The 23,740-nt window shown below is 46.4% G+C and carries 20 protein-coding genes; 10 read left to right on the top strand and 10 right to left on the bottom strand.

Annotated features, from left to right (window positions below; translation table 11 throughout):
- Window positions 1-104: 104 nt before the first annotated feature.
- Window positions 105-2,483: a penicillin-binding protein 1A gene (locus KW844_RS22820; RefSeq protein ID WP_218379103.1), complete on the bottom strand. Its 2,379-nt coding sequence runs from the start codon at window positions 2,481-2,483 to the stop codon at window positions 105-107.
- Window positions 2,484-2,562: 79 nt separating this feature from the next.
- A complete protein-coding gene (locus KW844_RS22815) occupies window positions 2,563-5,607 on the bottom strand; it encodes a tetratricopeptide repeat protein (RefSeq protein WP_218379102.1) in 3,045 nt (1,014 codons plus the stop codon).
- 363 nt (window positions 5,608-5,970) lie between these two features.
- Between KW844_RS22815 and KW844_RS22810 the strand changes: the two genes are divergently transcribed.
- From KW844_RS22810 to KW844_RS22790, 5 genes are all read left to right on the top strand, one after another.
- Window positions 5,971-6,303 carry a hypothetical protein gene (locus tag KW844_RS22810; protein WP_245805598.1) on the top strand — a complete coding sequence of 111 codons (333 nt, stop codon included), beginning with the start codon at window positions 5,971-5,973 and terminating at the stop codon, window positions 6,301-6,303.
- A 110-nt stretch (window positions 6,304-6,413) separates the two neighbouring features.
- Window positions 6,414-6,842, top strand: coding sequence for a polymer-forming cytoskeletal protein (locus KW844_RS22805; RefSeq protein WP_218379100.1), 429 nt, complete (start codon window positions 6,414-6,416; stop codon window positions 6,840-6,842).
- Window positions 6,757-7,044 carry an AtpZ/AtpI family protein gene (locus KW844_RS29475; protein ID WP_370626510.1) on the top strand — a complete coding sequence of 96 codons (288 nt, stop codon included), beginning with the start codon at window positions 6,757-6,759 and terminating at the stop codon, window positions 7,042-7,044. Before KW844_RS22805 ends, KW844_RS29475 begins: the two co-directional genes overlap by 86 nt.
- 77 nt (window positions 7,045-7,121) lie before the next feature.
- Window positions 7,122-7,427 carry a hypothetical protein gene (locus KW844_RS22795; protein WP_218379098.1) on the top strand — a complete coding sequence of 102 codons (306 nt, stop codon included), beginning with the start codon at window positions 7,122-7,124 and terminating at the stop codon, window positions 7,425-7,427.
- Window positions 7,428-7,430: 3 nt separating this feature from the next.
- Complete coding sequence (locus KW844_RS22790; protein ID WP_255578589.1) at window positions 7,431-8,090, top strand: SprT-like domain-containing protein; 660 nt, start codon at window positions 7,431-7,433, stop codon at window positions 8,088-8,090.
- Between the two features lie 49 nt (window positions 8,091-8,139).
- Here the strand turns inward: KW844_RS22790 and KW844_RS22785 are convergent, their stop codons facing one another.
- The 3 genes from KW844_RS22785 to KW844_RS22775 all read right to left on the bottom strand — a co-directional run bounded on the left by KW844_RS22785 (window position 8,140) and on the right by KW844_RS22775 (window position 13,096).
- Window positions 8,140-9,069, bottom strand: coding sequence for a M20/M25/M40 family metallo-hydrolase (locus tag KW844_RS22785; protein ID WP_218379097.1), 930 nt, complete (start codon window positions 9,067-9,069; stop codon window positions 8,140-8,142).
- Between the two features lie 84 nt (window positions 9,070-9,153).
- Window positions 9,154-11,001, bottom strand: coding sequence for a membrane protein insertase YidC (yidC, locus tag KW844_RS22780; protein WP_218379096.1), 1,848 nt, complete (start codon window positions 10,999-11,001; stop codon window positions 9,154-9,156).
- Between the two features lie 445 nt (window positions 11,002-11,446).
- Window positions 11,447-13,096, bottom strand: coding sequence for a CTP synthase (locus tag KW844_RS22775; protein ID WP_218379095.1), 1,650 nt, complete (start codon window positions 13,094-13,096; stop codon window positions 11,447-11,449).
- Window positions 13,097-13,514: 418 nt separating this feature from the next.
- Here KW844_RS22775 and KW844_RS22770 point away from each other — a divergent pair, with 418 nt between their 5' ends.
- On the top strand, window positions 13,515-14,033 hold the full coding sequence (locus KW844_RS22770; protein ID WP_073077190.1) for an acyl-CoA thioesterase: 519 nt from the start codon (window positions 13,515-13,517) through the stop codon (window positions 14,031-14,033).
- A 96-nt stretch (window positions 14,034-14,129) separates the two neighbouring features.
- Here the strand turns inward: KW844_RS22770 and KW844_RS22765 are convergent, their stop codons facing one another.
- Window positions 14,130-14,786 carry an HD domain-containing protein gene (locus KW844_RS22765; protein WP_218379094.1) on the bottom strand — a complete coding sequence of 219 codons (657 nt, stop codon included), beginning with the start codon at window positions 14,784-14,786 and terminating at the stop codon, window positions 14,130-14,132.
- A gap of 132 nt (window positions 14,787-14,918) precedes the next feature.
- Here KW844_RS22765 and KW844_RS22760 point away from each other — a divergent pair, with 132 nt between their 5' ends.
- Together KW844_RS22760 and KW844_RS22755 are read left to right on the top strand one after the other, a co-directional pair.
- Window positions 14,919-16,499, top strand: coding sequence for a hypothetical protein (locus KW844_RS22760; RefSeq protein ID WP_218379093.1), 1,581 nt, complete (start codon window positions 14,919-14,921; stop codon window positions 16,497-16,499).
- Between the two features lie 105 nt (window positions 16,500-16,604).
- Window positions 16,605-16,952: a DUF488 domain-containing protein gene (locus KW844_RS22755; RefSeq protein ID WP_218379092.1), complete on the top strand. Its 348-nt coding sequence runs from the start codon at window positions 16,605-16,607 to the stop codon at window positions 16,950-16,952.
- Here KW844_RS22755 and KW844_RS22750 read toward each other — a convergent pair.
- The 3 genes from KW844_RS22750 to KW844_RS22740 are packed head-to-tail and all read right to left on the bottom strand — an operon-like array spanning window position 16,949 to window position 20,486.
- Window positions 16,949-17,542 (bottom strand): bifunctional precorrin-2 dehydrogenase/sirohydrochlorin ferrochelatase, encoded by a 594-nt coding sequence (locus KW844_RS22750; protein WP_218379091.1) that lies wholly within the window; start codon window positions 17,540-17,542, stop codon window positions 16,949-16,951. The two genes, KW844_RS22755 and KW844_RS22750, sit on opposite strands and share 4 nt — an antisense overlap.
- The gene (gene cobA / locus KW844_RS22745) at window positions 17,542-18,318 is read right to left on the bottom strand and encodes a uroporphyrinogen-III C-methyltransferase (protein ID WP_218379090.1); all 777 of its coding nucleotides are present in this window, start codon (window positions 18,316-18,318) and stop codon (window positions 17,542-17,544) included. The genes KW844_RS22750 and cobA overlap by 1 nt, the downstream gene beginning before the upstream one ends.
- A gap of 56 nt (window positions 18,319-18,374) precedes the next feature.
- Window positions 18,375-20,486 (bottom strand): nitrite reductase, encoded by a 2,112-nt coding sequence (locus KW844_RS22740; RefSeq protein ID WP_218379089.1) that lies wholly within the window; start codon window positions 20,484-20,486, stop codon window positions 18,375-18,377.
- 522 nt (window positions 20,487-21,008) lie between these two features.
- Between KW844_RS22740 and hxpB the strand changes: the two genes are divergently transcribed.
- On the top strand, window positions 21,009-21,668 hold the full coding sequence (gene hxpB / locus KW844_RS22735; protein WP_218379088.1) for a hexitol phosphatase HxpB: 660 nt from the start codon (window positions 21,009-21,011) through the stop codon (window positions 21,666-21,668).
- Window positions 21,669-21,822: 154 nt separating this feature from the next.
- Complete coding sequence (locus tag KW844_RS22730) at window positions 21,823-22,587, top strand: cyclase family protein (RefSeq protein ID WP_218379087.1); 765 nt, start codon at window positions 21,823-21,825, stop codon at window positions 22,585-22,587.
- Between the two features lie 75 nt (window positions 22,588-22,662).
- Here KW844_RS22730 and KW844_RS22725 read toward each other — a convergent pair whose 3' ends face one another.
- Window positions 22,663-23,700: a Fic family protein gene (locus KW844_RS22725; RefSeq protein ID WP_218379086.1), complete on the bottom strand. Its 1,038-nt coding sequence runs from the start codon at window positions 23,698-23,700 to the stop codon at window positions 22,663-22,665.
- Window positions 23,701-23,740 lie beyond the last annotated feature (40 nt).

Here is a 23,740-nt window from a genome sequence, read left to right as displayed (position 1 = left end):
CCTGAGAATAACTTAAGTGAGTGCACGACTCCATCAGGGCCCCAAATAAAGAGAGGGTGTATCAAACTTCTGATACACCCTCTTCTCATTTATGTGAATTGCTTTTATTGATCTTTCTTCGGCATCACCGCCTTTGGCTGTGGCTGCGTGGCTGGCTTAGTCTCCTCTTTCTTAGGAGCAGCCGGCTTTTTCTCCTCCGGCTTATCCGCACCCGGGGCAGCAAAATCATCACCATAGCCGGAAGCATCGATGTAATCCTGCTCCGTACCGTTGCCGGTATTTTCCGCCTCGGCGCCAGGTTCTACATTGGAGTTAAAGTCTTCATAACTCTCATTTGCCATGCTGGCTGGCATGATAAATTTATCGTTAGGCGTCACCTTCAGGGTAGGATCAGCATGTACTTTTTGCATGAAGTAAGCCCAGATAGGCAAGCCGGTGTTAGCACCCTGCCCCATGGCCGTAGTGGAGAAATGCAGGTAGTTGTTTTCACAACCTACCCAGGCACCCGCCAATATTTTAGGCGTGTAACCAATAAACCAGCCATCGGTATTATCGTTGGTGGTACCGGTTTTACCGCCGATTTCACCCTGGATGTTGTAACGGAAACGCAGTCGCGCTGCTGTACCACCCGGACCAGTTACCCCTTCCATCATTTTCACCATGGTGTAGGAATCATGCTCGCTGATCACTTCACGCTTTACCGGTGCAAAAGTTTCCAGGATGTTACCGTATCTGTCTTCAATGCGGGTAATATAAATTGGCTTGGTATTGATACCCCGCGCCGGGAACATCGTATAGGCACGCAGCATTTCATACAATGATAAATCCACCGCACCCAATGCTATGGATGGATATGGTTCAATCTTAGGAGTGAAACCCACTTTATTTTTAACGAAGTCAGCGAAGTTCTTAGGGCCCAGCTGCTTAATCAGATAAGCTGCTACGAGGTTAAGTGATTTCGCCAGCGCGCCCGCCATGGTAATAGTACCGCCGGTGCTACCTTCAGAGTTTTTAGGACTCCATCCGTCGATGGTAATAGGCTCGTTGGGCAGCATGGTATACGGTGAAAAACCGTTCATGATGGCAAAGCAATACAGGAATGGCTTGAACGTAGAACCCACCTGACGGCGAGTTTTAGCTACGTGGTCATTTTTGAAGTAACGGAAGTCAGGACCACCTACCCATGCTTTCACCTCACCGCTTTCAGGGTCCATGGCCATGAAGCCGGACTGCAGTACCGCACGCATGTATTTGATGGAATCCATCGGCGTCATGATAGTATCGATATCATTCAGGTCTGAATCAGTATAGCTGTTCCAGCCAAATACTTTCATGCGCACCGGCGTTTTGAAAGCCTTTGCAATCGTGGAATCATCTGCACCGTCTTCTTTCATCTGCTGGTAGCGGTCAGATTCCTGCATGAAGTTATTGAGCTCCTTCTGCCAGTTTTTCCACACGCTGCCGGTTTTGATATTGTTTTGTGCAAAGAATGATTTCTGCAGGGTTTGCAGGTGATGACGTACTGCTTCCTCTGCATACAACTGCATACGTGGGTTGATGGTAGTATATATTTTCAGACCATCCCGGTAAAGGTTATAGTCGGAACCATCTGCTTTTTTATGATTGGCGCACCAGGTTTTCAGCTCATCGCGGAGTACTTCCCGGAAGTATGGCGCTAATCCTTTGTTGTGGTCAATTTTATTGTAGTGAAGTACGATCGGTTTGCTTTTGGCAGTAGCTGCTTCGGCGGTGGTAATGAATTTGTTTTCCACCATGTTATCGATCACCGTGTTGCGGCGACTCAATGCCATTTGCGGATTGCGGCGTGGGTTGTAGAGGGTATTACCCTTGAGCATACCTACCAGGATCGCCGCTTCTTCGATAGAGAGGTGACCTGCATCTTTACTAAAAAATGTACGGGCACCGTTTTCAATACCATATACGTTATCACCGAAAGAAACGGTGTTTAAATAAAGTGTTAAAATTTCCTGCTTGGTAAAATTACGTTCCAGTTTGATGGCGATGATCCACTCCTGGAGCTTTTGGAAACCGCGGCTAACAGGGTTGGTAGCTCTTTTTTTACCAAGGGCGTCAGCCTGGAGGTTGAGCGCCAGCTGCTGTGTGATGGTACTGGAACCGCGTTTTTTACCGATCAGTAAGTAGAAAGGAATGGCGAAAGTACCTTTGGCGTCGATACCGGAGTTATCGTAGAAGCGACTTTCTTCGGTGGCTATCAACGCATTGATTACATTTTTTGATATTTCGTTATAGTCGCTGCTGGAGCGGTCTACCTGATAATATTTACCCAGAATGGTACCGTCATCGGCAATTACCTCCGCTGCCAGGGCGGCGCGTGGGTTTTCCAGTTCCTCCATGGAAGGCATATTGCCAATCACACGGAAGTTGATTAATAATATGAGGAGAATAAAAAATGCTAATACTCCAAATGCCACTCTCCACAATATTTTCACCGATTTTTTCATGCGCGTTCTGATTTGTTTAATGGCTAACTCAGCTATGAGTTGACCGACAAAGCTAATGGAAATTTCGGGATTTGTATAGTTACTCGCTCACGTAGTTGTCGGCAAAGAACTTACGATAACCAGCCAAATCCTTGGTACTGTTTAGTAATATGAAGTTATCCCGGGAGATTACAAAGAAGCTGTAATCCGTTGGCCTGATCCGGGGGATGATGTTGGCAGATGCGATATCACGGATTTCATCGAAGTAGGCCAGGGCCTTGTCTTCGTTAGGGAAAATCCTGAAAATCAGCATAATATCATTTGGTGTAAGCACAAAGCTACCCACCTCAATTTTATCTGTGGCGTGTTTGCTGGCGTTGTAGCGGGCAAATTGGCTCAGTCCTTCATCCATCAGGTCTTTGGATACCCTGTCGAACGACAGCACCACAAAGAATGGATTATTGGCATCTATCTTATACGGTGTAACTGGTTTTGGCGGCGCAATCACGTTGATGGCTGCGGGTTTATTACCAGTGAGTGCGGCTGCAACCTGGATACTGTCGGTCTTGGTTTTAGCGACATTCACCTTATCTGTGAATACCGGTTGTGGATTTTGCCATGGGTAACGCATAGATACGTTTTCATCTACCAAAGGCGTGCCATCACTGTTCTTTTTAACTTCCAGGGCAATTAAATAATTATATATTTCTTTCCGTTGTTTCAGGGCGGCCATCAGTGATTGAGCCTGGGTGAAGATGGCGGAATCAGCGGCGTATTTATTCATAACGTACTGCACGGCAGCTTCGGAGCGGTTTACTGTGTCGGTAGCGAAGGTGGAATCCGTTTTTACGATGATCATGGCCTGCAGCAGATCAAATTTAGGTTGCAGGTAATTGAGGCCATATGCGGAGTCTACGTGCGCGCGCATGGCAATTGCATCAGCATAGTTGCCGTTGCGGAACGCCGTATAGGCGGAGTCGTAAGCCTCACGGATGGCGGTCTTTTTGCCGGCATCAATATCTTTCAGGCCACCGAAGCGGATGATATCTGCGAAGTTCGTTTGTCCGTACTCGTTAAGTACCTGGTTTTTATACCGGTTGGCGATATCGCTCCTGTTTTGCTTTCCATTCCATACGTAGAGCGAGTAGAGTACTTCTGCTTTACGCGGGTGGTCAGGATACAGCAGCAGCAGTGAGTCATAGGTTTCTATGGCCAGGGGGGCGTTATCGAGTTTATCGTAATAGAGTTTGCCGAGGTCGAACCAGGCGTCCTGGCATTTGGTGCGGGAGGCGCGTAGTTTTTCGGGCGTGAGCGGCAGGCCGGCGGCGAGCACGTCAGCGGTCATGCTGTCGGCAGGTATGGCAGGCTTTGCATCTGCTGTAGTAGGCGCGTTGAGCATTTCAGCACCGTTATTATTGCCGGCGATGTTGGCGGCGCTTGTCTGACTTTTCCTCCAGTTATCAGCCAGCTGGCGGTTACCCCAGCGGCGTCTGAATTCTGAATATCCGGAAGACTTAGCGGCTACATTGTAGAAATACCAGTCCCCGTTACCTTCTGTTTGTGGGGAAAATGCACCTGGGCTTCCATTTTGCATGGTGCTGGTAGAGGTGTAGTTTTCTGAGTCGGAGCCTCTATCTTTTTTCTCGTTTTTCTTTTTATCGGCGGCTTCCTGGCGGATACTGCCGGCCATTTTAGCGAGGAAAATGTTACGGTCTGATTCCGGCATGGTGGCAATGCGTTGCAGGCTGTCCTCCCGTTGGATTAAAGCTACGCGGGCTGCTACGTCTCCCAAAACATTCTTGCGGGTATTGACCAGCTCGAAATCCACAAATTCCGGCGTCATGGTGCCGGAGGTGCTATCATAGTATTTTTTTGCTTCGGCGTAGTTGCGTTGGTTATAGTAGATATCAGCAATGCCTTTATAGGTGATGGTGCGCTGCACGCGGTTTTCGCTGGGTACTTTGAGTGATTTCTGCATATATCCCAGGGCGGCCTCCGGATCTTTCGGGTAAGAGATGGCTCCCATGGTGTACAGGATACCGTCTCTGTAGGGCTCAAACTTTTGTTTTTTGAGCATATGGCGGAGGGCGTCAATACTTTGCTGCGGGTCGCCGCCTTCGCGACCGGCATTGAGGCGGGCGATCTGCACGCGTGCCTGGAAGTCCATCATCGGGTCCGGCTTCTGGTGAATCACGCGTTTATACTGGTCGATGGCGGAGTCCGGCTGACTTTCAAGGGCATAAAGCTGCCCGAGAATAAAAGACATCCTGGCTTTGGCAACTTTATCGTGACTTTTATCGATGGCCACCTGTAAAGGGGAGATAGTTTCATGGTAACGGCCCTGGATATAGTTGCTATAGGCGCGTACCTCTGCCAGCGAGCCTTCCAGGCGTTTGGGAAACTTAGGATCGTTTGCCAGGAGGTTGAGCAGGGCTTGTACCTCATCATAGTCTTTCAGTTCGAGCAGGGTGCGGGCGCGCCATAAAAAGGCATCATTACGGGCTCGTTTATGGCGGAAAGGAGTGAGTACTCCTTTTGTATTTTCTTTTGAGGAGACGGAAATCTGATCGTTTTCAGTGGCGCCAACGACTGTTTTGTATTCCTTTTTGTTTTTAGGAGCGAAGGCGAGGTTGGTATACTGAAAGGTTTTGTTGGCGTTGTCGAAATCCCCTTCGTAGAAATAGGCGCGACCCATGAGCACGTAGCAGTCGGGAATCCACTTGCCGCGGGGATCGTGGAGTTGTATGCCTGTGGAAGCTTTTTCTATCACGGAATCCAGCTCTCCTTTGCTCACATTCTGGTTTTTAGCCGTAAACGGATAGAAAGGTAGCAATACGTTATAGTTATCCTGACCCTGGCGGTTTACGGAACGCACTACCCTATCCAGCTTGGTGCGGGCGTGGAAATAGTAATTATAGCGGGTGGCCAGGTTTTGCCAAAAGGCGCGATAGAGGGTCCAACGTTTTTTCTCCAGCATTATTTCGGCCGGGGTACGTTGGTCCTGTACTTTTGCCTCCTTGGGCTTAAATAAAGGTTTGGCCTGGGTAGCGTTACCCTGGGGATTGCTTTGCTGGGCTTTATTTTGGGGTGGGCGCTGCGCCTGGTTGCGGGGCTGATTCTGCGCCCAAACCGCTGGTACTCCCATGCACATTAAAAAAAGTAAAGCAAAATATCTTCGTAATAACTTGATGCAATTCATGGATGCCAGGGTGTATAGGCTTTATTATATAACTTCCGGAACTAAAAAATATTTTAAAGATACTACAAAAATGTTGAAAAACAGACAAACCATCAACCTTTAATAGACTGATTATCAGCGGTAAAAAAGCTTCTCCCGAGCAAAAAAATTTTCTTCATCTCTATAGATCCCAGAATACGAAAGAACAAATAAAACAAATATGATTAACTTTAGCCGCCTGAAAACGAAAAAATTGCAATGGCAAGGAAGGGGAATAAAAATAAAAGAAGGAATTTAGAGAAGCTCAGTCATAAGTATCGTTTGGTAATTATGAATGATGAGACCTATGACGAAGTGACGTCGTTCAAGTTGTCGAGAATGAGTGTTTACATCGCACTGAGTACCCTATTTGTATTATTGGTGGCTATTACGGTAGCTACAATAGTATTTACGCCATTGCGTTATTATATACCTGGTTACGGCGATTTAAAGCAACGCAAGGAATTCATTCACCTGAAAATGCGTGCAGACTCCCTCGAATCGGCCGTAAATGCCCGTGATAAGTACCTGGATAACATCAAGCAGGTGATCAACGGGGAATTTACCGGCAAGCTGGATACAACGATGATGAAAGTACCAAAAGTGGACGGAAGCACTTATTAATATCCTAGATATAATTGAATTTCAACCTATTTTGAATTATCAATAAATCTCAGAATAATTAATTTATTTTACATCGTTTTAACTTTCAAACCTGAAAAACCTGAAAACCTATGTTTAATAACAACACAAAGTCTAAAGGCGACGGCAAAAGCATGTTGCCTTCTTCTACTATCAACATCATTGGAAGCGGCACCAGCATCCAGGGCGATATCGTATGCGAAGGTGATATTCGTATCGATGGTCAGGTAAACGGGCTGGTATCCACCAAAGCTAAGATAGTAGTAGGTCCGGAGGGAGATATTGCCGGAGACCTTATTTGTCAGAGTGCCGATATCCTGGGTAAAGTTACCGGTATCATTAAAGTAGAAGAATTGTTGTTCCTGAAAGGGAATGCACATGTGAAAGGTGATGTATACACCGCACATTTCGAGATGGAGCCTACTGCCAAATTCAATGGCCGTTGCTACATGGGCGATGAACAGCCGGAAGAAACGCAGAAACATGGAAGATCAGTCCTCACAGAAGCCGAAGCAGAATAAGTCCGACAACAACGTTGGAAATATTATGCGCTATGCAGGCCTTGCATTTCAGATGATGGCCACGCTAGGGCTCGCTGTTTTTATTGGGTATAAGCTGGACCAAAAAATTGGCTGGCGGTTCCCGGTATGCTTAATCGTTTTTTCTTTAGGGGGTTTAGTCGTAACTTTGCGGCAAATTTTAAATGACACCCGCAGGAAATGAGCGACAGATTTTTTCTTAAGTTAATTGCCCTTTTTGGCATAATCAATCTAATCTTTTTAGCGTTTAAATCCAGGTTGATGGACATCGACGCACATTTTTATGTACTGATGATCGGCAACCTGGTACTGGCGCTAGTATCAATTTTAAGCGCCAGAAACAGTATCAAAAGCCTGGAATCTTCTAACCAGAACGCATTTATCAGAGCCGTTTACGGCGCCACACTGAGTAAGTTAATGATCTGCATTGTTGGTATACTGGCATATGTACTTGCCTATAAACCAAACATCAGCAAGCCAACTGTATTCATCTTATTAGGAATATACCTGATTTATACGCTGTTCGAGGCCGTGAGCATGTCTAAACTTGTAAGACAAAAGCAATAACACTTGAAAAAAGAGGCGCCATTACATGCATTAGCGGCCTATCTGCCAGATGGCACTTTTGAGCCGGTAATGGAGTTCATCAGCAACTATAAAGTACACCTGACCATAACGCGTGAGCGTGCCAGCATCCTGGGCGATTACCGCCATCCGGACGGGCATGGAAAAGGACATCGGATCAGTATCAACGGATCACTGAACAAGTTCTCTTTCCTCATCACGCTGTTACATGAACTGGCGCATCTTACCACTTTCAATAAGTATGGCAACCGCGTTGCCGCTCATGGAAAGGAATGGAAAAGCGAATTTTCCTGGATTTTAAGTGGATTTGTAGGAAAAAACTTCCTGCCCACCGATGTAGAACAGGCCGTGCGCCAAAGCATGGCCAATCCCGCTGCCAGCTCCTGCGCAGACGAGAGTCTGATGCGTGTACTCAGCCGCTATGACCGCAAAAAAGAAAATCATTACCTGGTAGAGCAACTGCCACCAGGACAATTATTCCGCACCAAAGACGGGCGCGTTTTTCGTAAAGGAGAACGTATCAGAAAGCGTTACCGCTGCGAGGAGGTGGCTACAAAAAGGTTATACCTTTTTAGCCCTGTGTATGAGGTGGAAATTGTTTCAATTGATTCACGGATTATCCCTCCGCCTTCGGCAGAGGGATAATCCGTGAATAGCGCCGGGCCAAAGGGCCGGCTCCATTCACGGAAAAGCGCTACTTTACTTCTGTATAATGCAATACAGGCAATGCCATTGCCCTGTTAATCAGCTGAATCTCCAGATTGATAATCGCCTCTTCCGATTGTGCCTGTAACTTAGGTGCATCATCGGTTGGTTTATGGTAATCATCGTGTCCGCCGGTATGGAAAAACAACACCGGCACCTGGTGCATATAAAAGTTATGATGGTCTGAAGCCCCCTTACCGGCAGCATCTGTAAAAAACTTAATACCAGGCTGCTTCACCTCTTTAAACACTTCCGGCCACTCCTGCGCTGATCCAAAGCCACCGATACCAATCCCTCTTTCGGGATTGTAACGGCCAATCATATCCATGTTGAGCATGAAATGTACGTTGGCCAATGGTTGCAGGGGATTGTTCGTATAATATTTAGAACCTTGTAATCCCAGTTCTTCTCCCCCAAAAGCAATGAAAAGGAAGTTAAACGGTTCTTTTTGTGCGTTTTTGGTGTAATAACGTGCCAGTTCCAGCAGTCCGGCCACACCGGAAGCATTATCATCTGCACCGTTGTGGATCTGCCCTACCGGGTACTTTCCGTCGAATAAACCAGCGGTACCCAGGTGATCATAATGCGCACCGATGATAATCGTACGTGCGGCACCGTTATCCAGGAAGCCGATCACATTGCGGCTCGGAATATTTTTGTGGGTGTTGCGGTCGAACGTAAAATCCTGGAAGTAGCTGCCGTTGTTAACAGGCTGCAGCCCCAGCTTACGGAATTGTTTGGCGACGTAGTTACTGGCAGTAGTACTGCCTTTTTCTGCGGTTCCTCTTCCTTTCAATTTGTCGGAAGCGAGGTAGTTCACTGTTTGCTGAATTCGTTTGGCAGACGGTAAGGTATCCTGTGCATGGGCGCTAATAAGCAATCCCAGTGCAGCTATTCCTGTCAATAAGCACTTTTTCATACTGCAATTAAATAAATAAAACAGAGAAGGCTTCCGAACCGGAAGCCTTCTGCTAAAAAATATGACTGAATAGTTCAGAAAATATTACTTTTTGTTACGCTGGTTCTGCTGCATATCAGCCTGACGCTTCTGCATGTCTTCCAGCTTTTCCTGCCATTTAGATTTCTGTACAGGTTTCTTTTTATTTTCCTGGATCTGCGCGTGGATCTTCGCTTCGCTGATAACGAATTTCTGAATCACGAATTGCAGAATGATAGAGATCAGGTTGGACAGGAAGTAGTAGAATGTAAGAGCCGCAGCGGTTCTGTTGAAGATACCGAGGAACATCAGGGGCATTACATATGGCATATACTTCATTACCGGGTTGCTCTGGTCTGCCATTCCACGGTTGTAGAAGGCCAGCATGAAGCTGGTAACAGTCATCAGCAGGGTAAATAAGCTCACGTGATCGCCATAAAACGGAATGTTGAATGGCAGGTGCATGATGGAATCGTAGGTCGATAAGTCGGTAGCCCACAGGAAGCTTTCCTGGCGCAGCTCAATGCTGGATGGGAAGAAGCTGTACATCGCTACCAGGATCGGTAACTGTAACAGGGCTGGCAAACAACCTCCGAGCGGGTTTACACCGGCGCTCTTGAAGAGTTTCATTTGTTCCACACCAAAGGTCTGCTGATCATCACCATATTTAGCTTTCAGCTCATCAATTTCAGGTTTCAGCACTTTCATCTTAGCCTGTGAAACATAGCTCTGATAAGTAAACGGAGCAATGATCAGGCGAATGAACAGGGTGAGGAGGATAATGATGATGCCATAGTTGTGGATAAATCCGCTGAGGAAGTTAAACACCGGAATAATGATCCATTTGTTCACATACTTCACAAAAGCGAAGATGCCGGAACCCAGTGGAATAATTTTTTCCAGGCCGAGATCAAATGATTTCAGTGTTTTATAGTGGTTAGGACCGTAGTAGATTTCAATTGGGAAAGAGAAATCAGCAGAACGATCGTAAGGGATCTGCAGGGTGGTGTAGGTTTGTCCTACAATATTGGCGCTTTCAGGTACTTTGGTATTTACATCTGCGCTGGCGAAATCTGCTTTTTTAGCGATCAGGGTAGTGTTGAAAAACTGTTGTTTCACACTTACCCATTTCAGTTCGTCGCTCAGCTTTTCATGTGCAGAACGTTGCAGGGTGAAGTAGTCATGTTTTTCTTTTTTGGTCATGTAGTGTACCTGGTTGTTCAGGCGTTCATTCTGCATGTCCAGTTCCTGCTTGTCGTTTTGTGAGTTCCATTGCAGGGTCAGGAATTTCTGGCTGCCAGGAAGAATATTCTGGAAACCAACGGCGTGAATATCATAGTCTACCACGTAGCTGCCTGGTTTCAGGAGGTATACAAATTCCAGGTAAGCACCATTGGCGGCTGCCAGGCGGTAAGAGATCGCTTTTTGATCACCGGCGAGCTGCTGGGGAGCGGCAGCGGTGAAGAAGAGGTCGGCACTCTGCAGTGTTTTATTCGCATTGGCAGGTACTTCAACAGACAGGCGGTTGAAGGAGCCGTTTGCCAGCATCAGTGGCTGACCATCATGGGTTTTAAAATCTTTCAGCTGTACAGAAACAGGCTGACCACCTTTATTAGAGAAAGTAATTTTTACAACATCATTTTCCAGAACGGTAGTTTGCTCGGTACCAACGGCTGCGGCTGCAAATGCGCCATATTCTCCGGAGAGTTGCGCCTGATGGGCTGAATCGAGCTGAGTACCAGCCAGGTTAGCTACTGTATCAGTAGGAACCGTTTTTGGCTTGTTCACAAGGGCGATGGAATCTTGTATGGCCTTTTCTTTGGCTGCGTTTTGCTGCTGCTTATTATTCAGGAATATGTAACCTACCAGCAACACACCTAACAGTAAAAAGCCAATAACCGAATTTCTATCCATGAAATGCAATTAAAATTTAGGCAGCAAAGGTAATCCTTTTTCTGGCAAAGCCGATAAAGACTACCGGCTGCGGTGGCTTTTTTTGAAGATTGTTTATTAAAGAATTGTTAAAAGCGGCATCATACGTGCGGTTCTAAATGACACCTTCGGTGTCATTGGGTGGGGTTCCGCGCTGCGCGCGGGTGGCTATGGTTACACAGCTGAAGGTAGCTTTCTGCTGAATGTTTGCACCGGGCTTGGTTTAGGGAGATGTTAACCGACTGAATCTGCGTAACTGCACGTAAGGACAGATACCTGGCGGCGGCTTCCTCGCGCGAGGTGCCAAACAATACACACCAGCAAAACCGGAGGTTTTCCGCTAAAAACCAATGTAAAAGGCCGGAAAAAGGACTGATCCTTTTTTCCGGCCTCCAATGACATCTATATAAATAAAAAATATTATATTTTACTTCGCTACAGCTTCCTCGTTGAGTTTAGCTTTTCCGTTTTTGCTTTCAGCGTAAGCTTTGGCTGCGCCAATGAAAGCTACGAAAATAGGGGAAGGACTTTCTACAGTGCTTTTCAGCTCCGGATGGAACTGAGAACCAACGAAGAAAGGATGGTTAGGGAGCTCAATCATCTCCACCAGGCCAGTATCCGGGTTTTTACCGGAAGGCACCATACCGGCATCTTCAAATGCCTGCAGGTATTCGTTATTGAATTCATAACGATGGCGGTGTCTTTCGCTGATAGTAGTGCTACCGTAGATTTCTGCAGCTTTAGAACCTGGAAGGAGTTCGCAGGCGTATGCACCGAGGCGCATGGTACCACCTTTGGCAGTCACTTTTTTCTGCTCTTCCATGAGGTTGATCACCGGGTGAGCGGTGTCAGGATTCATTTCTACAGAGTGTGCATCTTTCCAGCCGAGTACATTACGTGCGTATTCCACCACGCTCATCTGCATACCAAGGCAAATACCGAAGAATGGCAGCTTATTTTCACGGGCATATTGAATAGCAGTGATTTTACCTTCAATACCACGATGACCAAAGCCTGGTGCTACCAGTAAACCATCGAGGTTTTTCAGTTTTTCACATACATTTTCAGGTGTCAGGTGCTCAGAGTGGATATTTTGTACCACTACTTTACAATCGTTTACTGCACCGGCATGAATAAAGGATTCCAGGATTGATTTGTAAGCATCCTGCAACTCCACATATTTACCGATCAAGCCGATCGTAACTTTAGATTTAGGATATTTTAACTTATCCAGGAATTCGCGCCACTTGATCAGTTCTGGTTCTTTTTCGATAGGCAGCCCCAGTCTTTTCAGCACAGAAACATCGAGTTTCTCACGCAGCATTTCCAAAGGTACTTCGTAGATGGTAGGGCAGTCGTTCGCTTCGATAACTGCATCTACCTGTACATTACAGAAGAGGGCGATCTTCTTTTTCAGATCGCGGTACATTGGTTCTTCTGTACGACAAACGATGATATCAGGATGTACGCCATACTCACTGAGCAAACGCACAGAGTGTTGTGTAGGCTTGGTTTTGAGCTCTTTTGCTGCACGCAGGTAAGGGATCAGGGTGAGGTGCACTACCAGACAATCTTCTTCGCCCAGTTCCCATTGGAGCTGACGAACTGCCTCAATGTACGGGAGTGATTCGATATCACCCACGGTACCACCCAGCTCAGTAATAACGATATCATACTTACCGTCTTTGCCGAGCAGGAGGATGCGACGCTTGATTTCATCGGTGATATGTGGGATAACCTGAACGGTTTTACCCAGATATGCCCCTTCCCTTTCCTTATTGATCACTGTTTGATAAATACGACCGGTAGTTACGTTGTTTGCCTGAGATGTAGGAATATTCAGGAAACGCTCGTAGTGTCCCAGATCGAGGTCGGTTTCGGCACCATCTTCCGTTACATAACATTCCCCGTGCTCATATGGGTTTAATGTTCCCGGATCCACATTAATATATGGATCGAACTTCTGAATAGTCACTCTAAAGCCGCGTGCCTGCAATAGTTTAGCCAGCGAGGCGGCTATAATTCCTTTACCCAAAGAAGATGTAACACCTCCCGTTACGAAGATATATTTTGCCATAAAAACTAAAATTCTGCTTGAATTACTTGACCTATTACGGGGGAAGTGCCGGATTGCTTTTGGTGTGTTACCTGTCAAGTAAACTACTTCCGAAGGTCATGCAAAGTTACAAAAATTTGCTTCGCACCCAAGTTTTTATCTCGATTTGACTGTCAGACGACGGTTCGAAAGGCTGAAATCCGCCACGGCTAATGTATGCCTGTATTGAATTCCGTTAGATTTTGATAAACACAAAAATTATACGCACTGCAAACGGATATCATTCAAAATTTGCTACTAAAACACGCGAATATCATCACCATATATAAGGGTCAGGTAAAGAAATTTTAAAAATTGTACCTTAACAGGATAGTATCTTTCATAATACAACAGCGCAATAGATCTTATATTGTAAATTTGCGTCCGAAATACATTAAAGATGACTTTAACGCCTAAACGAGCGCAGGACTCTCTGATTCAAATGACAGAGCTGGTGCTCCCCAACGATACCAACACTTTCGGTAACCTGATGGGTGGACGCCTCATGTACTGGATGGACATTGCCGCCGCGCTGTCGTGCATGAAACATTGCGCCGCACCTGTTGTAACCGCTTCTGTAGATAATATCTCCTTCGAAAATCCCATTAAACTGGGTAATGTAGTACATATTGAAGCGAAAGTAAGCCGTGCATTCAATACTTCCATGGAAGTACACATGCGCGTGTGGGGTGAAGACCCGGTGCAACAATACCGCTATAAATCCAATGAAGCATTCATGACATTTGTAGCCCTGGACCCTAACGGAAACTCCCGCCCGGTGCCGGCCATTACCGTGGACACAGAAGAAGAAAAAAAATTATATGATGGTGCCCTGCGTCGCAGGCAACTGCGACTCATCCTTGGTGGAAAAATGAAACCGGAGGATGCGGAAGAGCTGAAAGCACTGTTCAATATCTGATTACAAAATAAAACGGATCGCTTCGCGATCCGTTTTATTTTGCTCCCGCATCGCCGGCGGGGCAACCCCTCCGGGTTTAATTATCATACGTTGCATTTACATCTCCCCTTCCCACTCTGCATAAAACTGCTGTAAATACTGCTCCATAAAGGTATGCCGATCCTGCGCCAGCCGTTTCCCGGTGCTGGTATTCATCTTATCCTTCAGCAACAACAGTTTCTCATAAAAATGATTGATGGTAGGAGTATTGTTATGCTTATAGTCTTCCTTACTACGGTTTAGCACCGGCGCTACTTCCGGATCATACAAAGCGCGGTTTTTAAATCCTCCATAATTAAATGCCCGGGCAATACCAATGGCGCCAATGGCATCGAGCCGGTCCGCGTCCTGCACAATGCCCAGCTCAGTGGAATAAAAGCCGTTTTCATTATGTCCTCCTTTAAAAGAGATATACCGGATGATATTTTTAACGTGTTCAATGACCTCCTGCGGCAGTCCTAAACTTTCCATGAAAGCCCCTGCTCTGGCTGGCCCGATTTCTTCGTCGCCCCCGTGAAATTTGGAGTCGGCGATGTCGTGCAGCAAAGCTCCCAGTTCCACCACCAGCAAATCAGACTGCTCTGTGGTTGCTATATGCCTGGCCTGTTTCCATACCCGGTAGATATGCCACCAATCGTGCCCTCCTTCTGCATTTGCCAGCTGCTGCTTCACAAATTTCACGGTTGTTTCTATTATTTCCTGATGCTGTTCCATGGAAATAAAGATAGGATATTTGCGATTTTTGACATATTTTCGGGCACCGAATCCCCTGATCTCCGATAGTTTTAACCACCTTCTATGCTAACCGCAAGCTGAATTTCATTAACTGAATGACACTCTAACCTCATGAAGAAGTATTATCCCTTTGCCATTGTACTTGCCGTATTGTGTTGTATAGTGGTTGTGCTGGAATTTTTGTCCCTCCGAAACACCAATGGCGTACTGAGCTATCCGCTGGATGATGCATTTATCCATATGGCGGTAGCCAAAAATGTGGCCTTTCATCACATCTGGGGCCTGTCTAACGTAGAATGGGTTTCCTCGTCCTCCTCTGTGCTGTTCACCATTTTGCTGAGCACCGCTTTTTATATTTTTGGGCTCTCGCCCTGGTGGCCGCTGATACTCAGTGCTACCGGTGCCGTATTGCTGCTCCTGGAAATGCAGCGGGAATTGAATAAGCATACCCACTTATCCACCTCCCGCAAAACGGTAGCCATGATGGCCACCATGCTGGTAGCCCCACTCCCATTCATGACCATACTTGGCATGGAACATAGTCTGCAGATGGCGCTCACACTCATTTTCGTGCACCGCTGTGCTACGCGACTGGAAAATAACCAGCTGGCCCTGGGCGACTGGATCGCACCTGCGCTATGGGGTGCACTGATGATTTCCTGTCGTTACGAGAACGCCTATACGGCATTTGTAGTGTGCTGCATCCTTGCCCTTCGCAAAAGCTGGAAATCCGCGTTCGTACTGGGTATCATCAGTATTTCCCCGGTAATAATATTCGGTGCGGTGATGGTAATAAAAGGAGGCTACTTCCTCCCTAACTCCCTGATTCTGAAAGGGAAAATGCAACTGATACGCCTGTTAAACGATACGGTTTCCTTCCTGGAAATCACCAGCGTGATCAGCGGGGTGTTTGTGATCACCGGCATAGTGGTGGCAGAACGTTTCCGCAGGAAGCAGTTCGACAGAACATTTTATGTGCTGACCATCAGTTTCTTCAGCATTATTCTCCACTGCTGCTCCGCAGCCGCCGGTTATCTGTACCGGTACGAAGCCTATTTGCTGGTATTAAGCTTTTTCCATCTCTCTATAATATTTATGGAATGGTGGTCACCTGAAAAACTAAAGGACAGGGCCAACTGGCTGTACATACTTACTTTCAGTATTTTCCTCTGTAACCTGCTGCCTCGTGCGGCTAACTCACTGCCGCACGCCGTGCGCTGCAGTAAAAATATATACGACCAGCAGTACCAGATGGCGCTTTTCCTGAAGCAATATTATAATCATAAAACAATCGCGGCCAATGATGTGGGCGCTATCAGTTATCTGGGAGATATCACCACCCTCGACTTATGGGGCCTCGGTAATAACCAGGTGACCCGTGCGAAACTACACAAGGAATATACACCCGCCTATGTTCACCAGCTGATAGACAGCAGTCAGGCTAAGGTGGCCGTTATTTACGAAGAATGGTATTTGCCGGAGGTCTATAAAAACTGGCATAAGATCGCTTCCTGGGAGGTATCCAACAACTACATTTGTGCCTATGCAACGGTGTGTTTTTACGCTACGGTGGAAGAATCAGCCGAAACTATGTACAAAAATCTGAAACAATTTGAAGCGCAGTTGCCGAAAGATGTGAAGGTGCAGTACTTCTATAATCAGCAGGATAAGGCGCCACTGGCGCAGCGGTAGTATACATTGCACATAATGAAATGAAAAAGGCGGCAGGTCTAAGACCTGCCGCCTTTTCTCTGATATATGTCCAAAACTTTTTAAGTAATAAGGGGTTATACCTGTATGATACAAATTAAAAGGGTATACATTCAGTTCAGTGAAGCGGACGGTTACCGGGTGCTGGTAGACCGTCTGTGGCCACGGGGCCTCTCCAAGGAGAAGGCCCATGTGGATGAGTGGCTCAAAGAGATAGCACCCAGCGATGAACTAAGAAAATGGTTCAATCATGATCCGGAGCGCTATCCGGTATTTAAACAACGGTATGAAAAAGAACTTGCTTCGCACGAAGACCTGTTGGCAGAGCTTCGTAAAAAAGCGGCCCATGGCCGGGTAACGTTATTATATGGCGCAAAAGATGAGGAACATAATCAGGCAGTAGTACTGGCGGAGATCTTAAAAAGGAAGGATTAGAGCTCTTTCGTTTCCGGATCTACCAGCACATCGGTGATGCTGTTCAGTTTTTTCACTTTTGCGGCAAAGTCGCCTTTTAGCTTGTCTCTGATAAGGTGTAGCTTGTTCAGTACTTCATCCAGGGTATCAGGGATGGCTTCCTGCAGTACCTGTTTGAGGCGCTTGGCTACGGTGGGGGATTTTCCGTTGGTAGAAATCGCAATTTTGAGGTTGCCTTTCTGCACGATGGAGCCCAGGTAAAAATCACATAATTCGGGAGTGTCGGCCACATTGATCAGCACCTTACTGCATTTGGCCTTTTCCCACACGCATAGATTCAATTCCTTGTTATTCGTGGCTGCAATTACCAGATCTTTTCCAAAGAGGTCGCCACAGGAAAAGGCTTTCTCCACCAGCTCCACATTGGCGTATTGCTTAGCGAGGGTTTTGAGTTCCGGCAAAAAGGCCAGCGACACCACTGTAACAGTTGCTTCCGGGCTGTTTTGCAGCATAGCATTTACTTTTTCCAACCCCACATTTCCTCCGCCCACTACCAATACATGGAGGCGGTGCAACTTAAAGAATACGGGAAACAACTGATTTTCTTCCATTATACTGCGATTTTTAAACCTTCGGACACCCTGGTTTGAAGGGCCTGGAATGCTTCGTGGAAGCGTACCACTTCACCTATCACAATGATAGCAGGGTTGTGCAGTTGCTGTGCTTCAGCAATGTTTACCAGGTCGGAAACATTTCCTACGCCCAACTTCTGATCTGGCAGGGTACCATTTTGAATGATGGCAGCAGGGATTGCTCCTTTGCCAGCCGCTTCGTAGATACCTGCAATTTCATGCAGCTTGCTCATACCCATCAAAATGACAACGGTAGTATTTGCAGAGATAGCATGTTCGAGGTCACGGGAGAGATTACCGTTTCTTGTGTTACCGGTGATTACCCAAAAACCCTCGCTTACATTTCTTGCGGTAACAGGAATCTTGTTCATTCCTGGTACCGCGATTGCACTCGTTATTCCCGGAATCACCTCGGTAGCAATACCAAACTGCTGTGCGAAAGCGATTTCCTCAGAACCACGGCCAAACACAAAGGAGTCGCCCCCTTTCAGCCTTACCACACTGCCATAAGTGAGTGCATATTTCACAATCATGCGGTTAATTTCTTCCTGTGGATATACGTGCATGCCTGCGCGTTTTCCTACAAACCTGCAAAGGCAATCGGCGGGTGCATGCTCCAGTAATTCGTTATTCGACAGTGCATCATAAAGTATCACCCGGGCATTTTGAATGGCCTTTAACCCTTTTACCGTAATGAGTTCCGGATCACCAGGTCCGGCGCCTACGAGGGTGAGTTTCGGTTGTATATGTTGCATGATTGTAAGTTTTAGAAAGATAGAAAAAATTATTGACGGTACCCGGCAGTTTTAATTTATGCCTGTACGGTGGCCGTTTTCTGTACGCGGAAAGCCTGTGCTGCCTGGTAGAAATCCGCTGCCTGCTTGTAATAAGCTCTGGCGAAAGTTTCCGTAGGCTCGTTGCCGTTAATCTGCAGTACAACCGTTTTGAAATCTCCTTCGAAGTTGAACTGACCGGTTGCAATGAAGTTTTTCTCAAAGTCGTTGAGGATACCAATCTGCGTGTTGCAAGCGATTCCTTCGCCCAGCAGCAGCGCTTTGGCTGTTTGTACGAAAGTGGAATATGCGTGATAGATACCGTCTGCAAACTGGCCTTTATCAAATGCTTCTTTGCCCAGATCCAGCTTCTCTTCTGCTTCCAGCAGCAGGGTGGCTACCAGGTCGATCACAACGCCGGCGCACTCTCCCACACCGATGGCGGTAGCAAACTGTTCTGCCTGGCCCCAGTCGATGAAAGCATCATCAGTGATAGCGCTAAGATCAGCCAAAGGTTTCAGCAGTTCGTAGAAATATTTTTCGCCCTGGCGGTCGTAGTATTCGTTGAATTTTTCTTTTTCCTGTCCGTTGATTTCGTAGTTGTGCAGTAGGGTGCGGAGTACATCAGGACCGCGACGGCTGGGCACTTTTATCACTTTATCGGCTACACGGCCTTCGCCGTTGCCTACGATACCACCGCCCAGTAATACCTGGAGTGCGGGCAGTGTTTTACCACCGCTTTTCAGTGAGCTACCGTGGAAGCCGATGCTGGCGATGCCGTGCTGGCCGCAGGAGTTCATACATCCGCTGATTTTTATTTTGATGTCCTTGTTATGTACGAGGTCTGGGAATTCAGCAGCGATCACGTTTTCCAGTGCTTCGGCGATGCCGGTGCTGCTGGAGATAGCCAGGTTACAGGTATCAGTACCAGGGCAGGCGGTGATATCTGCGATACTGTCGAAACCAGCGGCAGCAAAGCCTTCGGCTTCCAGTACACTGAATACATATGGCAGGTGTGCCGGCAGAATGTATTTGAGCAGCAGGCCCTGGTTGGCGGTAACACGCACATCATCGGCAATCACCGGGCGCAGCGCTTCGATCAGGTTGCGGCTAACGGTAGAAGAGATGTTACCTAAAGGTACTTTCACGTATGCGGCGAAGTAGCCTTTCTGTTTCTGTTCGAAAACGTTGGTAGCTTTCCAGGTTTCAAACTGTTTGGGATCGCGGATGGTAAAGGCCGGCACTGTACCAGTGACAGGAGCTTCGGTGTTTTTGTACGCCTCATAATCCACTTTCACCGATTTATTTTTCACTGCTTTGTATTCTTCTTTCACAAGGCGGTCGAATTCTTCCCAGCCCAGTTTTTGCACAAGGAATTTCATCCTTGCTTTATGTCTGCTGGTTCTTTCACCGTAGCGGTCGAATACGCGGAGTACGTTTTCAATATAAGGGATGAGCTGATCTTCTTCCAGGAATTCGAAGGCTGTTTTGGCGAGGAATGGCTGGGCGCCGAGGCCGCCGCCTACCAATATTTTAAAGCCACGCACTGTTTTGCCGTTCACTTCTTTCACTTTAGGGATCATGCCGAAGTCGTGCATAAATGCCCAGGCGGTATCTGCGTCGCTGGAGGAGAAAGCAATTTTAATTTTACGGCCCATATCCTGGCAGATAGGGTTACGCAGGAAATAGCGGAATGCTGCGTCTGCGTAAGGAGTTATATCGAATGGCTCTTCCGGATCAATGCCGGCGCGGTCAGATGCGGTGATGTTACGTACGGTGTTACCGCAGGCTTCGCGGATGGTGACATCGTCCTGTTCCAGTTTCGACCAGAGTTCAGGGGTTCTGTCCAGACTTACGAAATGTATCTGTACATCCTGACGGGTGGTCAGGTGCAGGTTTCCGGTGGAGTATTCGTCGGAGATATCAGAGATTCTTTTCCATTGCTGCAGGGTCATTTTACCGTAGGGCAGTTTGATACGTACCATTTGTACGCCTTGCTGGCGCTGGCCGTATACCCCACGTGCCAGGCGGAGGCTACGGAATTTCTCTTCAGGGATGTTGCCTTCGCGGAAAGCGCGGATTTTTTTCTCCAACTCAATGATATCGCGTTCTACGATCGGATTTTCGAGTTCTGTTCTGAAGCTTTGCATAACAAATATTTTCTGGTGGTAGATTGCTGAATTTGATTTGACTAACGGGCTTTTGGTTGTTTTCTCTACAAAAAAGCCCCCGGGTGTTTCCGGAGGCAGTTTATTTATAATCAGTTAGTTATTTACATGATCATAATGCGCACGCCTCCTGGATCATTGACATCCAACAACATGCGACAAACTTCCTTATCCGTCCATTACCCATATTCCCTATAATTTTAGTAGAGTAATACAAAGATATAGGACGGGGTTATCATTCCAAAACTTTTTTTAATAAAAAATGGGGGTGTTATTTAGATAAAATTTAAAAAATGAAGGACTGCAATTCCGATGGATTATGGCCGGGAGAAAAATAGCATCTCCCTAACCCAATACCAGCAAGCATTACACACAACCGCACCGCTAAAAATGAGTACAAATCCGGGCTTACCCGCATAACCTATCATTATGGGTAATAACTTATTGTTATGGCTTTAACAGGCAGAAAAATAAAGAGTTAACTTTGCGCCGCAAATCGGAACTATGATTAATACAGTAATATTTGACATGGATGGCCTGCTGGTGGACTCGGAACCTTTATGGGGACTGGCGATGCAGGAGGTATTTAATACAGTGGGCGTATCGCTGACACCGGACTTGTGGCATAAAACCACCGGTTTACGTACAAAGGAGGTGGTAAACTACTGGCACCGGCATTTTAACTGGAATGGTAAAAGTGAGGAGCAGGTAACGGATGAGATTATTTCCACTGTTATTAAAATGATTATTGCGGAAGGCAGGTCCATGGAGGGCTTGCATTATATATTAGATTTCTTTAAAGAGCGGAAATTTAAGATGGGGCTCGCTTCTTCATCCCCTAAAAGGTTGATTGATGCGGTCATCGAACATTTGGGCATTAGTGATTATTTTCAGGCAGTAGCCTCTGCTGAATTCGAGGATTACGGCAAGCCTCATCCGGCGGTGTACCTGGCCTGCGCGAAGGCGCTGGGGAGCAGTCCGCTGGAATGTGTGGCGTTTGAGGACAGTGTGACCGGCATGACGGCTGCCAGGGCCGCGCGTATGACCACAGTAGTGGTGCCCGAGGCGCATAACAGGCAGGATGCCAGGTATGCGCTGGCGAATTTGAAGCTGGATTCGCTGCTGGAGTTTAATGATGCCAAATTGCTGGCCATACAGCATTAACAGATGCTGACCAAAAGTAAAATGATGGGCCAGGTACCGCGAAATTGCTGTTGGGTTTCCATCACCTGCCCATTAAGCAGGCCTTTTTAGTCAGCCCCGAACGGGTGATGGCGGTCGCGATTATCCGTTCGGGAATAAAAGAACATTCATTCTTATGAAAATCGTAGACCTCTCCAAAACGATTGCTTATAACAAGCAAGACCCCTGGTTTATGCGCATTAAGATCAAGCATAAGCCTCATCGTAAAAGCAAAGGATTGATTCGTTTCTTCATCGGTTTGCCGGCAAAGCTCTTTCCCAGAGGGTTTGAGGGCTGGGCAGATGATAAGATTATGGGAATGGGTGTGCATGCAGCCACTCATATAGATGCCCCCTGGCACTACTCTCCCACTGTGGATGGCAAGCCAGCCAAAACGATTGATGAAATTCCTTTAGAATGGTGTTATGGAGATGGAGTGGTCATTAATATGACCCACAAGGCCGATTTTGAAGAGATCACATTGGCGGATATCCAGGCGGACATTGCCCGTACCGGCATTGAGATCAGGCCCGGTACTATCGTATTGATTTATACAGGCCGGGATAAATATATTGGAACGAAAGACTACCCGATGCGGGGCACCGGTATGAGCGCGGAAGCCACGCACTGGCTGATAGATCAGGGTGTAAAAGTGATGGGCATTGATCAGTGGGGTTTCGATCTCCCGTTAAAATATATGGCGGAAAACGCCAAAAAAACCGGAAAAAACGATTATTTCTGGCAGGCACACCTGGTAGGGCAGCAGAAAGAGTATTGCCATATGGAGCAGTTGGTGAACCTGGGAGCGTTGCCGCCGTCCGGGTTTAAGGTGAGTGTGTTTCCATTGAAGATAAAAGGTGCGAGTGCTGCGCCGGCAAGGGTGGTGGCGATATTTGAGTAAGGTTTCACCTCACAATTGTCCAGACCGAAAGCCCAGACAAATGTGAGGTAGTTATCACTCTACATAGAAACCTTTTTAGAAATAATTATTCACAGCAAATTCAAATTGGTTGATGAATATTGCTTTGAACGGCGTAATATTATTCAGTTCATAGAAAACTAACATTGCTTTTTTATAATCAAGTGAATCCACTGTTCTGAAAGAAATAGGACAATAACCTGAAGCAATTAGCAGGGCATTACTAATGATTCTAGCTGTTCGTTTATTTCCATCTGCAAAAGCCTGGATATATGACAACAACACCAAAGCGAGAAAAGCTTTTTCGAATACGTTGTCTTTGGAATTAATTAAATCACACATATCTCTTAATGCATCCCGTATTTGATGTTCGTTATCCAATGGTTTATAATTTGTACCAGATATGCCTACTCTACGTTGTCTGATATTACGGTCTACACCAAGATTTTTCACCAGAATACTATGAATATCTTCTATCCTGGACACAGTAAGTGGGACTACATACTCAGGATTATCAATGATGAAATTCAATGCTTCCTTATGATTGAGAAGCATATAAGCATCCTCCAAAGACTTACCAGCGGCAGTTTCCTTTTCTTTTAATAACCGTTCGGTTTCCAGAAGGGAATAAGTATTTCCTTCTATTTGTGATGATTTCCAACTGAGGTCGATGGCAAGGCGCTCTAATTCTTTGTTATATTCGACCGTCGAGAGATGTGACAAGTTATCTCTAAATTTTTGCTGTAATGATGAGAGGTAAACATTCTCATCTTCTGTAAAGAGACTAATGTTGGTAAGAACACTGGCAATTAGCTCCAGATTGAACTGTTCTTTTATTGTTCTCTCATCAATCTCTTTTTCAAAGTATTTCGCCAAATCAATTGGGCGCAATATATCATATGAGGTACTTAACCTATATCTGGTAGATCTTTTCTGTCCGGTTGACTCGACCAGGCCTTGTTCCTGCAGTTTACTTAGTGTTCGTTTAGTAGTTACATATGCCGCATCTGATGCTATACCCTCATGAATTTCCATAGAGGAAGATGATGGGTGGTTATGTAAATATTCTAATATTATTGCTTTGCGACTGTCCATAGTTCAGATAAAGATCATATTTGAAACAAAAATACAACTA

The organism is Chitinophaga sp. sic0106 (assembly GCF_019219075.1).
Classification (GTDB): domain Bacteria; phylum Bacteroidota; class Bacteroidia; order Chitinophagales; family Chitinophagaceae; genus Chitinophaga.
This window is presented reverse-complemented; position numbering and strand designations above follow the sequence as displayed.